This window comes from Nocardia sp. CY15 (assembly GCF_009829295.1).
GTDB classification, from domain to species: Bacteria; Actinomycetota; Actinomycetes; order Mycobacteriales; family Mycobacteriaceae; genus Nocardia; species Nocardia sputi.
Genome location: NZ_VUOT01000035.1, coordinates 18,869 through 31,811, shown reverse-complemented (window position 1 = coordinate 31,811; position 12,943 = coordinate 18,869). Strand labels below are relative to the sequence as shown.

13 protein-coding genes are annotated in these 12,943 nt (G+C 66.1%); 6 read left to right on the top strand and 7 right to left on the bottom strand.

Features of this window, described 5'->3' with window-relative positions; genetic code table 11:
* Positions 1-144: 144 nt before the first annotated feature.
* On the top strand, positions 145-465 hold the full coding sequence (locus GVY39_RS28290) for a hypothetical protein (protein ID WP_236565717.1): 321 nt from the start codon (positions 145-147) through the stop codon (positions 463-465).
* On the opposite strand, the gene GVY39_RS28285 is transcribed toward GVY39_RS28290, so the two are convergent.
* Positions 462-1,136, bottom strand: coding sequence for a PAS and ANTAR domain-containing protein (locus GVY39_RS28285; protein WP_159929949.1), 675 nt, complete (start codon positions 1,134-1,136; stop codon positions 462-464). The genes GVY39_RS28290 and GVY39_RS28285 overlap by 4 nt on opposite strands.
* Positions 1,137-1,542: 406 nt before the next feature.
* On the opposite strand from GVY39_RS28285, the gene GVY39_RS28280 reads away from it, so the two are divergent.
* A complete protein-coding gene (locus tag GVY39_RS28280) occupies positions 1,543-2,238 on the top strand; it encodes a type 1 glutamine amidotransferase domain-containing protein (protein ID WP_159929907.1) in 696 nt (231 codons plus the stop codon).
* A gap of 142 nt (positions 2,239-2,380) precedes the next feature.
* Here the strand turns inward: GVY39_RS28280 and GVY39_RS28275 are convergent, their stop codons facing one another.
* Positions 2,381-3,451 carry a glycerophosphodiester phosphodiesterase family protein gene (locus tag GVY39_RS28275; RefSeq protein ID WP_236565718.1) on the bottom strand — a complete coding sequence of 357 codons (1,071 nt, stop codon included), beginning with the start codon at positions 3,449-3,451 and terminating at the stop codon, positions 2,381-2,383.
* 281 nt (positions 3,452-3,732) lie between these two features.
* On the opposite strand from GVY39_RS28275, the gene GVY39_RS28270 reads away from it, so the two are divergent.
* A complete protein-coding gene (locus GVY39_RS28270) occupies positions 3,733-4,407 on the top strand; it encodes an enoyl-CoA hydratase/isomerase family protein (RefSeq protein WP_236565719.1) in 675 nt (224 codons plus the stop codon).
* A gap of 261 nt (positions 4,408-4,668) precedes the next feature.
* Here GVY39_RS28270 and GVY39_RS28265 read toward each other — a convergent pair whose 3' ends face one another.
* Positions 4,669-5,082, bottom strand: coding sequence for a hypothetical protein (locus GVY39_RS28265; RefSeq protein ID WP_159929911.1), 414 nt, complete (start codon positions 5,080-5,082; stop codon positions 4,669-4,671).
* A 122-nt stretch (positions 5,083-5,204) separates the two neighbouring features.
* A complete protein-coding gene (locus tag GVY39_RS28260) occupies positions 5,205-5,594 on the bottom strand; it encodes a hypothetical protein (protein WP_159929913.1) in 390 nt (129 codons plus the stop codon).
* Positions 5,595-6,409: 815 nt separating this feature from the next.
* Here GVY39_RS28260 and GVY39_RS28255 point away from each other — a divergent pair.
* Positions 6,410-6,613: a hypothetical protein gene (locus tag GVY39_RS28255; protein WP_159929915.1), complete on the top strand. Its 204-nt coding sequence runs from the start codon at positions 6,410-6,412 to the stop codon at positions 6,611-6,613.
* A gap of 485 nt (positions 6,614-7,098) precedes the next feature.
* On the opposite strand, the gene GVY39_RS28250 is transcribed toward GVY39_RS28255, so the two are convergent.
* From GVY39_RS28250 to GVY39_RS28240, 3 genes are all read right to left on the bottom strand, one after another.
* On the bottom strand, positions 7,099-8,196 hold the full coding sequence (locus GVY39_RS28250; protein WP_159929917.1) for a hypothetical protein: 1,098 nt from the start codon (positions 8,194-8,196) through the stop codon (positions 7,099-7,101).
* A gap of 376 nt (positions 8,197-8,572) precedes the next feature.
* The gene (locus GVY39_RS28245) at positions 8,573-10,030 is read right to left on the bottom strand and encodes an aminotransferase class V-fold PLP-dependent enzyme (protein WP_159929919.1); all 1,458 of its coding nucleotides are present in this window, start codon (positions 10,028-10,030) and stop codon (positions 8,573-8,575) included.
* A 388-nt stretch (positions 10,031-10,418) separates the two neighbouring features.
* Positions 10,419-11,465 carry an alpha/beta hydrolase family protein gene (locus GVY39_RS28240; RefSeq protein ID WP_159929921.1) on the bottom strand — a complete coding sequence of 349 codons (1,047 nt, stop codon included), beginning with the start codon at positions 11,463-11,465 and terminating at the stop codon, positions 10,419-10,421.
* A 750-nt stretch (positions 11,466-12,215) separates the two neighbouring features.
* On the opposite strand from GVY39_RS28240, the gene GVY39_RS28235 reads away from it, so the two are divergent.
* Positions 12,216-12,677: a hypothetical protein gene (locus GVY39_RS28235; protein WP_159929923.1), complete on the top strand. Its 462-nt coding sequence runs from the start codon at positions 12,216-12,218 to the stop codon at positions 12,675-12,677.
* Complete coding sequence (locus tag GVY39_RS28230) at positions 12,674-12,931, top strand: hypothetical protein (RefSeq protein WP_159929925.1); 258 nt, start codon at positions 12,674-12,676, stop codon at positions 12,929-12,931. The genes GVY39_RS28235 and GVY39_RS28230 overlap by 4 nt, the downstream gene beginning before the upstream one ends.
* Positions 12,932-12,943: the final 12 nt, after the last annotated feature.

Below are 12,943 nucleotides of genomic sequence, written 5' to 3'. Positions count from 1 at the left end.
GAACGCGGCGCGGCAGCTGGAGGGGGTCACCGGTGTCGGTTCGTCCGATCGATGATGCCGCCTATCCGCCGTGGCGTTCGGGCTGCCGCCAGGAGGATGTCGGCTGCGTCGCGTGCCCTGCGCGCAGTTCGGGGATCGTCGTGCATGGTGGCGGTGACCATCGCGCCGTTGGCGCGAGTCAGCAGTTGGTCGGCCGGCGTGTGGGCCGGGCCGTGGTCACCCACCGACGGCGTCGCCCCGCTGCGCGATTCGCTGGTTCTCACCGCGATGACCGAACGGCGCGAACTCGTCGACGCACTGTCGAACGAGCCGACGATCACCGATCTGTACCTGGGTGACAACCCGACCACTCGGTTGCGCCCTGGAGTCCCGCACGACAGCTATCTCGGTGAGTTCCTGATGCGAACCGAAGGAATGATCCGCTCGGCGGCTACGGCGAGCGGATCGGTCGCGCGATTTCGCTAGTCCACGACGGGTTCAGCGGGCGCGACGCGGTCGTGGATGGTCAGCAGGAGATGGTCGAAGCGGGTGCGCTGCTGAACCAGCGCACCGCCCATCGCGACGACGTCGGTGACGAGCTGCTCGGCCAGCGTGCGGATCTTGATGTTGGTGTCCTGTGAGCGCCAGCGCAGCACCCGGAACGCGTGATCGGCCTTGACGCCGTAGACGAACATCACGATCCCTTTGGCCTGTTCGATCACGGCGCGGGATTCGATCACATCGGGCAACAGGTCGTCCAGGGCTTCCTGGAGATTGCCCTCGAGCGTATCGGTGACATCGAGGAAGTAACCGGTGGAGCCGGCCACGGCGCCCTGCTCGTCGAACAGCTGGTCACCGATGACGATCACATCATGGGTCTGCCCCTCGGTATCGATGATCCGGTGCCGGCTGCAGAACGGCGTACCGGTCGCGGTGGCATCGGCCAGCGCCGCGGCGACCCGCTTGCGGTCGTCGGGGTGCTGGTGGCTTTGCAGAAGTTCGGTGGAAGGCTCGACCTCTCCCGGCGCGTACCCGTAGATCGCGGCGGCGTCGTCGGACCATTCCCACCGCTGGTCGGCGAACCAGAAGCGAAAGCTGCCGATATCGGGGCAACCGCCGAGCATCTTGCGCGCAGTCTCCTGCTCGCACTGACCCATCTCTGTCACCGGTCCAGTATGGCCCGAATGCAAGCCCAGGTCAGGTGGGGAGGAACGCGGTGTGTGGCTCGTAACTTTCCGGACGGGCAACGAGTCGGGGGCTCCGTGTCATCGGACACGTGGCAAAGGTGAAACGGGAATGGTGCCGAACTGGCGTTCGACGGCTTCGAACGGGACGCTGCGCGTGACGTCGATGCAGCGTTCACGCCTGGTAACCCATCGGTGATTCGATGTCTGAAATCGGCGATCTTATTGGTATCCGATGGATCCGCAAGGCTAGCGTCGATAGTGTCGTCGCTGAGGAATCCCGGCGTGCGGGTTGATTCCGGCAGCACTCCGACCGGCGCGACAGGACTCGATGACCGAACCCGGCTCAGCGGGTTCCGGACGATGGAGACAACAGGCGATGTCGAAGATCCTTTTTGTGATGACCGGAGCCGACCACTGGACTCTGGCCGACGGAAGCAAGCACCCGACCGGCTTCTGGGCCGAAGAATTCGTGGTGCCGTTCGAGAAACTGAAGGGCGCGGGCCACGAGATCGTGGTGGCCACCCCGGGCGGAGTCGTACCGAGTGTGGACAACGGCAGCCTCGCTCCCGATGCCAACGGCGGCCAGGAGACCGCCGACCATCGAGCGGAGGTGATCCGCACCAGCACCGAGCTGAACAACCCCCTCGACTTGGCGCAGGTGAACCTCGCCGATTACGCGGCGGTGTTCTACCCGGGCGGTCACGGGCCGATGGAAGATCTGGCGGACGACGCCGACTCCGGTCGGCTGCTCACCTCCGCCCTGGGCTCGGGCAAGCCGCTGGCTGTGGTGTGCCATGCGCCCGCGGCTCTGCTCGCCGCCACCGGTGCGGACGGGTCGAACGCGTTCGCGGGTTATGCGCTGACGGGCTTCACCAATGCCGAAGAGAGGCAGGCGGGTCTCGCGGAGAAGGCCGAATGGTTGTTGCAGGATCGGCTCGTCGCCATCGGGGCCGACTTCCGCGAGGGCGATCCGTGGAATCCGAACGTGGTGGTGGACCGCAATCTGATCACCGGCCAGAACCCGGCGTCCTCGGCGGGTGTGGCAGACGAATTGCTGAAAACGCTGGTCTGACAGGGGCTCCCGGGCGGCCCGGCGAGAGCCTCGACGCCGGCTCCGGCCGCCTCGTCCGCTGGGTATTCGGCGCGCGACGGACGACGGCATCGCTGCGCGCGGTTCCGGAACATCGTGCACGCGCGGCGGCGGTATCGCTGCCTCAGGGACGGTGATAATCCGGCGGCAGCCGGTACCCGCGGTCGGACAGAAGGGTGCGCAGGACGTCGGGCCGGTTGGTGATGAGGCCGTCAACGCCGATGTCCAGCAGGGCGGCCATGGTGGCACGGTCGTCGACCGTCCAAGGCGCCACGCGCATGCCGTGGCGGTGGGCGGCGCGGACGAGTTCGATCGTGGTGAACGGCTGATAGGCGGGGCTGGTGACAGTGCCGTTCTGGGGAGTGCCGTGCACCGGCGACACCGCGGCGGCGCCGAGGGATGCCGCCGCCGCGACGTATTTCTCTTGCAGCGATCCGGGGAAGTCATCGATATCCATCCCGCCCAGCCACGGCGAGCCGCCGGGCTCTCCGGCCTGCAACTTCGGCTGACCGTCGGTCAACGCGATGATCGGTAGATCGGGCGCCACCTGTCGCAGGAGCATGAGCGTGCCGAAGTCGAAGCTCTGGATGGTGACCTGTCGCTCGATTTCCGCTCGGCGGATCTCCGCCACCACGACGTCGGCGAACTGCTCGCGCGGCGCGGTCTGCTCGGGGGCGCCCGCTTCGACCTTGGCTTCGATGTTCAGCATCACCTCATCGGCGCGATACGCGCGCACCAGGTCGAACACCTCCGCCAGCAACGGCATTCGCGCCCCCGGCGCCCTGCGCTGCTCGGGGTGATCGGCGGACGGCACCGAACCGCAATCGATCGTCCGCACCTGCGCCAAGGTCAGATCCCTGATGTAGGTGGTCCCCGGAACATAGGGGAACTCCGGGTCGCCCGGAACGGCAGGCGCCGTGTCCACGCACTTCGCCGGACTGGGATCGCGATCGTGGGTGACCACCGTGTATCCGTCCGCGGTGATCTGCACGTCCAACTCCAGCGTGCTCACCCCGAGTTCCAACGCGTTCGCGAACGCGGGCAGCGTATTCTCCGCCACCAACCCCAACCCGCCCCGATGGGCTTGCAGATCGAACCCGGCCGGACCACCGGCCACGCCCGGACCCGCGCCCGCCGTCAAGACACCAGCTGCCAGCACCGCTGCCGTCGCGCTCACCGCACACATCCGCTGCATCGCTCCATCGTGCCGTCGGGCGGCCACACCCGGGTGAAGAAGCTGTGAACGGGCGGCGCTGAAGTCGACGACCAGGAGTCCTTCGACCGGCCTCGGCGTCGACGGTGCGGGGCAGTACGCGTGCTCGCCGGGTCGGACCGGCGCTGCCGCGACGCCGAGTAGTTCCGCGCGATCGGCGAGTTCGGCGCCCCGGTGGCCGCGCACCCAGTCGGCGACCGCGGGCCACGGGTCCTCGTCGATCGTGGCGCCGATCGGCGGTGTGGCGGAACCCGCGTGCCAGCGTGGCGCTGGGCCGTCTGTTGCGGCAGACGACGGTGCCGGATACGGCGGCCGGACTGGGCGCCGAGGCCGCGGTCTACTCGATGCTGCTCGCCGGCAGCGAGTTCCGGCGGTGGCTCGCCGCGCGGGGCGGGCCGAAGCCGGTGGTCCCTCCCGACCGGCCGCTGGTGCGCGTCGACCGCGACGGCGAACTGCTGTCGGTGGTGCTCGACCATCCGGAGCGCCGCAATGCGCTGAGTTTCCGCCTGCGTGAAGAGCTTCTGGAGGCCGTCCGGCTCGCCGAACTCGATCCCGGCATCGACCGGGTGCTGCTGCGCGGTAACGGGCCGGTGTTCTGCAGCGGTGGCGATCTCGACGAGTTCGGAACCGCCGTCGACGTGGTGGCCGCGTATCTGGTGCGCCTGGAACGCGCGCCGTGGCGCATCATCGACCGGCTGCGCGACCGGGTCTCGGCGCATGTCCAGGGAGGGTGTATCGGGGCGGGCATCGAGATGGCGGCCTTCGCCGGGAGGTTGGTCGCCACCCCTGCGACGTTCTTCCGGCTGCCCGAGATCGAGACGGGGTTGGTGCCGGGGGCCGGAGGTACCGTCAGCATCCCGCGCCGCGTCGGGCGCTGGCGCGCGGCGTGGATGATGCTGACCGGCGATCGCATCGATACGGCCACCGCGTTGCGCTGAAAGCTGATCGACGCCGTGGAGGACGTCACCACCTCGTAGTTCGCGGGCCCGAGGTGTGCTCCCTGCCCGATGAACACCGGAGAACCCGGGCTAGGTCGGTCTGGCCGCCGATGTACCGCGACACCGCACAAATGGAGCCGTGTTCACACGACTCGGGCAGCGATGGGGTGAACTGCGAACCCGCACCCACGTGAGCACGCGTAACGTTTAGTTCGGTTGGCCTCCTCGCTCGGCGAGTAGGGTGGCTCGGCACGAACCCCGCTATGGGTACCGGCTCGGGCCCGCAGGTCGCACCTTCACGATCCATCCGTCCTCGAAGGCGAGTTCCAGCCGGTCCGCCACATCGAACGCCTGCCCCACCGCGAGCGCGGCCGCAGCGTGGACAGCACTCTTCTCGATGTCCGTGAGCTGCAGCCGGGCGTGCACGATCTCTACCCGCCCCTGGCAAGATGCCGGCGCGAGGGAGCGCACGAACTCGAGACCTGCCTGCGCTCCGGCCAGCACCGCTTCCATCAGCTCGGCATCGTGTCGAGGCTGGAGTGACGTGTGATCGTCTGGCGCAACCGACCAGATGACGTCCTGGTCACCGGCGACCAGCTGGACCCGCGCATGCCCGAAGTAGCAGATACCGCCCTTCTGCCGCTGTAGCGTGTATTCCCCGATGCGCGCACCCATCGAACTCCTTGTGTTTCACCACCTGCGTTCAACGCTATCCGGGAGAGGATCGCGCAGGGCTGGCCCCCCGAGCAGTCCCGCCGACGCACGCGGGTGGTCGATCGTTCTACGCGGGCGTCGCCTCAGGTGAGCAAGTATCGGATCGGTAGCCCGGATCGAGGTGAGAGGAAGTGAACCTCTTGTGAGGTTCGGTGCGCGACTTCGTGGACGACGGCTTCGGCGCGTACGTGCAGGACCTCCTGCAGAACCATCCTCGACATCGCCATGTTCGACAGGTGTCCCTGCAAAGTGATCACCACGTGCGCCGCGGCGCGGCGGCATTCCTGGATCAGATCGGCGAACGCCGGTGGAAGCAATCCGCCCTGCGGCGGCGGTTCGTGGAACACGGCGGCCAGCTCGTAGCCCAGCGACCTGGCGGCGGCGCGCAACGTGTCCTCGCCAAGGTCGCGGTCGCGGTCGACGATCAGGTCATCGCGTAGATACCCGTAGGCAAGGGGGAGCAGTGCAGTCATCATAGGAACCAGTTCTGCATCGACGACCACCGGAAGGCACCCGCCTCCACCGGCCGAATGGATATGTTCGCCGCAGCCTCGCCCGCAAAGCCGGGGCCCGGCACCCGGGACACCACGTATCCGATCGACGACCGCGACCCGCTGGGCGTCGTTGCCCGATCGGCTCCACTGCGCTGTGCACCACAGGGTCGCTATCGTCCCCGACGGGCATCGACCACCCGATGGAATCCTGCCCACCGGCACCCGTACCCGCCGACACCTCCAACCGTCCTCGCATAGGTAGACAACCCACATCCGAAACTCTCAGACCACTACCTACCGGCAGCTGCCGCAACACGGACACCCGTCGAACCTCTAGCCCGCCTTCGCCGCGAGCTTGCGCCATACACGCTCATGCCTGCCCGCGCCATCCAAGCCGACCCGCCACGCCGCCGGGTGGTAACGATCCGGCGGCTTCCGGCGAGCCGAGAGATGCGGGTGTTCAATGTCGGACGCTGAAGGGAATTCAAGCCTCGAGGCCTCGCGCCGTGAGACCTGAGGAGGACCACATGGACAAGCCGGTGTGCACCGATTGCTGGCGCCGTGACAACCTCAGCTTCGCGCAACGACTGGACCCCGCGTTCATCGCTCCCGGTCCGGTACATCGATGCGCGTTGCACCTAACCCTTCACGAGGATCTACCCGGCGGACCCGGGCACGCCCCGCGGGCGGCGTAAGCGTCGCGGCGCGAGAACCTTTTCGCCTCCCGGCATTGGGAATAGTGCCACCGCGTTGGCCCCGGCAGGATCTTCAGGATGCGAACGGCATGGAAACCAATGGCAGCGGCTGCCGCAGCGATGGTTGTTCTCGGATTGGCGGCGGGCAACGCCACCGCCGAGGGAGTGTGGATCGGCGAATACGAGACCCAGCAAGAGTGCCTGGCGGCCGGGGAACGTTACCGCAGCTCCGACACTTACCCCGACTGCGTCTACAAAAGGTTCGGCCCCTGGGAACTGTGGGTCCGCTCGGCTGGCGGCTGACCGGCACGACGCGGCCGTTGGGTTCGATCAGCGGCTCCGACACCGGTTTCCTGGTCAGCAGGCCGCCGTTGTCGGCGTGGATGTAGTCGGGTACGACCCCGTCGTTGGCGGCGACGGGGTCGAGCTGGAACCTCGCGGCCGGTGACCGCAGTGTCGGCCAACCGGCGTCGATAACGGCTGTGCACTCGCCGCGATTCACCAAGTCTCCCCTGGGTCGATCACGAATTGTGTGCCAAGCCACATTCAGAAGGGAGCGTCGAAGCTCGGTTGCCGGTTCCTGCTCGCCGCTTACACAGCAGCTGGGTTCAGTGAAGGTGTGCACCGACGCGATGGCCGGGTGCGCGGGCAGCATGACTCTGGTGGCTGCCAAGTAGCCGATTCCACTCGAGTCTCGGTCCGGAACCTGATCGACTGGGCGAACACGCAGGACACCAGACGAGGTCGGACCAGTGCGCAAGCGAACTCGTGATCGTGCCGGGTCCCTTTCACCCCTGGGCGGTCGCCACGGTGGCTGCGGCGGCCCGCTCGGCCTCCTCGACGGTGCACCGGCCGAGGCCGCATGCTGTCGCTACACCGTATGCGGTGCGGCCCGCACCTGCTTCGAACAATTCCAGGCTCCGGATACTGTCCTCCGCCCCCGCCGACGACACAACCCCGGCGATGACGCGCCAGTCCCGGTCCAGCCGCCGCAGCGATCGGTAGAACGCCGGGTCCACCGGAGCCGGATGGGCGCCGTACGCACAGGGGATGTGCGCGGGTGGTAATGGTACCGCGCGAGCACGTAGGAGTCGTGCGACCACATTCAACAGATTCACCGCCGGCGCAAGACTTCGTGGGGCGAGAAGCTCTTTGTGCCGATAGTCGCCGTAGCAAAGATGCAGCACGGTCTGTGCGCCGATATCATGCGCCCCTGCGAGAAAGCCTGCCAACTGTTGCGCGACCAGACGACCGACCAGAGTCTGCACACCCAACCGCGCCGCCTTCACCAGTGCTAGCTGAGCGATCGGCGACTCCACCTGCCAGGTGATCACGTCACCGTGATCGGCTTGCAGCCGGGCCATTTCGGCCAGTACGGCCTCGACGAAAACCGGCAGGTTTCGCAGCGCCGGAGTCACCGTCCTGAGGTGGCGTAGAGCGCGCCCGACGGGAAGTCCGTCGGCCACCGCCGCGCCGCCGAACACGAACATCGCCAGGTCCAGCGGATTCGGTTGACTCACCTGCAACCTCGTGTCGACGAGTTCCGGGTGCCGAGTCCGCATCGCACGGAAAGCGGTGACGGCGGCGCCGATGCGGTCGACGCGGTCCATTGCGACGTGCCGGGGTTCGAGGGTGACACCTCGGCGAATCCCATAGACGCGCATGTCGGCGTAGTCGGCGAAGTCACCGCTGCGCACCACTTCGAAAACGTCGCTGTACTTCGCCCGATCGCGCAGGTACTCCACAACCCAGTTGGGATCCAGATCTCGCGGCACTCCGGTGAGCATGTGGCCCCCGCTGTGCCGGACGAACCATTCCAGCACGCCACGGTCATCGGTCATCAATGGTGCGGGCAAGCTGCCCACGAAGTGCACGAGTCGGGTCATCGCCTGTCCAACACGTAGTTCTCACCAACGGATCAGTCGCGCGCCCCGCTCGAGGCCACGATTCGGGGGCTACCCAGCACGATAGGCCGTTCGATTGCCGGAAATTCGCCACTGCTGGGAATGCTGGACTGGGCGAACGCGTCTGTTGGCTTGATAACGACCTCGACCCGCAAGCTGTGACCCGATGATCAGCGTCTCGCCGAGCTGTAGAGCGCGTGGTCGGCGCGCCCGTCGGCTCGATGACGCCCAGCACCGGTGGGAGCATCGTGCGCGTGCGGCCGCCTACCGGCCGGAGCGCACGCCGCGGCCCGATGCCCCGAGCGACACTGATCCTCCGGCTCCGGTGGCGTGCCGGCACCGTCATCGACCGCAAGCGTCAGCACCGTTCTCGATCCGCAAGCGTCCCGAGATTATGGTCAGCAGTGCGGTGATCACGCCACGACCGAAGATAGCGATGGAATCCGAGGATGTCTTCGAAGCTGCTGACCGGGCCGAGCGAGACGCGCAATGCACCGCCGGTGGGTAGACCGATGGCTCGTCGGTAATCGTCGATCGTACGCAAGCCCACCCGCATCGTCCCTACTCGAATCAAATCTGCGGGCTGGAGTTCGAATATCGTCTCGCCGACGCCGGGGTTGCAGAAACACCCGGCGCGCAACGCGATCCCATGCTGTACCGCGCGGTCTTCGGCCATCCGTTCATCGACGATGTCGCCGCTCATATCCAGCAGGTTGAACGCGATCGTCGGGCCCCTCCCTCGGGTTTCGGTGGGGCCGTACAGCGCGCAGACAGGCAAGCCATTGCTGTGGCGGAGCGTCGACATCTCATCGAGCAGGAATTTCATCAAGCACCGGACTCGTGTTCTGACCGATTCGCGATCGAGAGTCTGTTGTACGTAGTCCAGTCCGATCGACACACCGAGTGCACCGAGGAAATCGGGCGTCCCGTCCTCGAAGTTGTCCGGGGGTAGGGCGCTGGCGTGCCAGCCACCCAGTGCACTCGAGGCGACGACCGTGCCGCCGGAGAACCAGGGACGTCGCAGTTGTGCAAGCGCGTCGTTCTTGGCGATCAGACATCCAAGCCCCGTCGGCCAGCCGAAGATCTTGTAGTAGGACAACGGGACGAAGTCGGGTTTGTGCCGGCTGAGATCCAGATCCGATATCGCCACGTACGCGGCAGCGTCGAGAAGTACCCGCCAGCCACGGGCGTGAGCATCGGATATCCAGTCGAGTGGATGTTGAACACCGGAGAAGTTGCTCTGCGCTGGATACGCAAACAACGACGGCGCCGTCCCGGTGCGGTTCAATGCGTCCAGCACGGCGGACAGCTCGGCGCGAAGATCTGGTCGGAGGACAATGGTTTCCGTTGTTGCTCCCCGTGCGCGGGCGTATTCGCGGATTCCGAGCACGGAGTTGTGATTGTCGCGTAGCAACGCCAGACGGGCTCCTGGCTGGAACGGAAACGACTCGCCGACAAGCCGCAGAGCGCCCGTGGCATTCGCCGTGAAGATCACCGAGTACTCCTCGGGATCGGCGTTCACGAATCGCAGTGTCGCCTGGCGAGCATGCCGGATCGCCTCGGTGGATCGCCGGGACGGAAGGCTGGCGGAGTGCGGATTTCCCCAGATCTCCTCGCCCATGGCGCGCTGATACGCGCGAAGCTGAGATCGGCTGGGGAGGCCGCTTCCCGTGTAGTCCAGATAGATCAGGCCCTGCTCATCGAGTCGACGGAAGTCTTCGGCGCGGACGCGATCGAGATGTCGTGTGCCCTGGTACGCGGGGTACGAGCGCAAGAATGTTTGGAGGTTCACACCCCCGGGTTGTGTAGCGGTCATCCTCGGTCCACATGTCCGTCGTCGAAATTGATTGCCTGCCACGTGGTCGAGCACCCGATACCGGCAGACAAGCGACCCTACCGGCCGTGGCGGGCTGTCCACCGCGTTACGTCCCAGCAGCGGCAAGCTCGATTCGTCGCTTCCGTGCAACAGGCGCGCGGTCTGGACGGGTAAGCCCCTCTCCGAGCAGCATCGGAAGAGACTTGCCTTGCCAGCCGTGCCGACTGCCAGGCAACCGAGGACGACATCGGCACCATTGGCAGTCGCTGCCAACCGGGGCGGGCTCGGCGGCTTCGGGTCCTCCTACTTGCTCCCTGGCTGCGACCGCCGGCAGGGGTGGCTGGAGAGGTCTGCGCCGCCGATAGTCGACTGCCTGTGTATCGAGGTGTCAACGGTTGTGGTGGAGCGCTTCGGTGATGGTGGGCCAGGAGCGTGACAGTTCGTCGGCCCAGTACGGCCAGGAGTGGGTGCCGGTGAATCGCAGGTTCACTGTCGCCGGGATCTGTAGTTGTGTGAGCCGGGTGGCAAGGGCGTGAGCACATTCGTAGGCTCCGGCTTCGAGAGGACCTCCGATGGTGATGGCGTCGGGAAGCTCGACCCGGCCGGGTACATCGTGTTCGCCGGGAACTCCGTTGCCACTGGAAAGGTAGATCCTGGTGCCGCGCAGGGCTTGCGCGTGAGTCATGGTGTCGTGGGCCAGCCAGTCCGGGTCGGTGGGTGGGCCGAACATGTTGTCCGGATTGCCACCATAGGTTTTGACGATCGAGCGGGCCTGGGCTTGACCGGTGCCGGAGGCGACGGTGTAGCAGCCGCTGTGGGCCGCGACGACTGAGTACAGCCCCGGTGTACGGAAGGTGAGCATCATCGCTGCTTCGGCGCCCATCGAAACGCCCTGGATGCCGTTGCGGCCGTTGCCCTCGAAGCGGGCGTCGATCAGTGGAGGTAGTTCGCGGGTGAGGAAGGTTTCCCACTTGTTGGTGCCCAGCACAGGGTCGCGGCGCTGCCAGTCGGTGTAGAGGTTGGCCGGACCGCCGGTCGTGAGCACGACGTTCAGGTTCTTGTCGGCGAAGAACTCCACGGCATGACCGTGTTCTGTCCAGCTGCTGGCGTTCTCGGGAGCGCCACGGCCGTCGAGCATGTACAGGGTGGGTCGCGCACGGTTACGGTCCGCGGGCAGCAGTACCTGCACCTGCACGACCCGGTTCATCGCGGGCGAGGTCACGAACACGCGCAGCCACCGATCGGTGATCGGCTCGATCCGGTCGATGACCGGCCGGGCTGCGATCCCCGAGCTCTCCGCGGGGGCTTGGTAACTCTCCGCTGACCCGGTGTCCGCCCCGGACGTCGCGGGCTCGGCCACAGCCACCCCCGGCGCCATCGCCACAATCCCCGACACCACCATCGCGAGCACAACAACCTCGGCAACCCACCGCATCGGTGAGTGCCGTCCCAAACCAGCCCGAGCCGCGAGCGTGCCAACAACATTATCCACACGCCTAGTAAACCGTGGCGAGATTGTGATTCCTCCCAGTGGTGGATCGGCGACGTCCGCCACGAGCGTAATGAGGGAGCCGCAAGGCTGGCGGAAAACGCTTATCCGGGGTATGTCACCAGCCTCACCCGGACCGCGCAGAACCGATGGGAAGCCCGGTTTCCTGTGCGTATCCCAGGCGACCTGGTGAAGTGCCCTTCCCAAGAGTGGGAAGTAGACCGACCGGTAGGCATGTTTTTATCCAGATGGTTGGTAAATCGTTTGATCGGTCGTGCGGTGATGGGGAAACCGGTTGATAAGGCGTGGGCGAATCTCCGCGACGAGTTGATCCCCCTCGCGAAGAGGGTTGCGCAAGTGCGGGCCGCTCTACCGGGCCGTGCTGCGGAAGGTCTTCAGGCCACAGCTTCGACGCTACGTGCTGGCGACGAGTCGAATGCCAAGGAAATCGCGGCCGCGTTTTCCGGCGATCGAGGGCCACATCCTGGCCCGACACCGCCCGCCCCGATGCTCCCCAAGAGGGTGAAGCGGACGAATCCGGCAGACGAGTTCTTGAGAGACATATACGGGGATCGTTATCACACGAACGGTTCCGTCCTGGCCCAGGCGTACGCGCGGTCGTTGACAGCTGTGCCGGAGAAGTTGCACCGTACTGTTGCGGCCCACATGAGAGAAAGACCGCACGGTGGAATTTGGGTGGGTGATGGCAGCTTGTTGACGCTCGGGCATCCAGAATGGTCCGTGGCAACGCGTGGTGGAACGCCAGAAGGTTGGCCGCAAGGCACGACCTGGAACGATGTGGGTGGGGCGTACGACGTAGATCATCGGGCATTACTCGCGGCCCAGCCCTACGAGAGTGATATCGCGCTGCACGAGTTCGGTCACGCAGTGGACCATGCCTTCGGCATGCCGAGCCAAGGGCCGGCGTTCGCGGAGGTCTACGCCAACGTCCTTCCTCGCATACCTCACGAAAGCTCAGAGGCCGCCGCTTATTTCGCACAACCCGGGGGAGTCGGGGAGGAGGAGCTGTTCGCACACGGTTTCGGCTGGTTCCACGACAGCACCGAGCAACCAGGATTCTTCGACTCGGTCGCCGCAGGCCGTCACCTCACGGACTATTACCAGGCCTTCGAAGCACGGATAGGGATCTCGACATGAGCGACAGACATCCTCTGGCCCGCCGCCTCGACGACGGACGCATCCTGCTGCGCTACTCCACTCGAGAACCCGACGGCGCCAGGATCGACGGCTCGGTCGCCATAGGGCCTGAAGACCCCAGATACGCCAGCTGGAATGCAGAGATCACACGCTGGGAACACAGCGAGCCCCTCGACGACTCGATCGACTACAAACCCATCGACTACGAGAACCTCTCCATGTTCCCGGACCCGCCCCCCAATCGACGACGCTGACCGAGCAAGCCC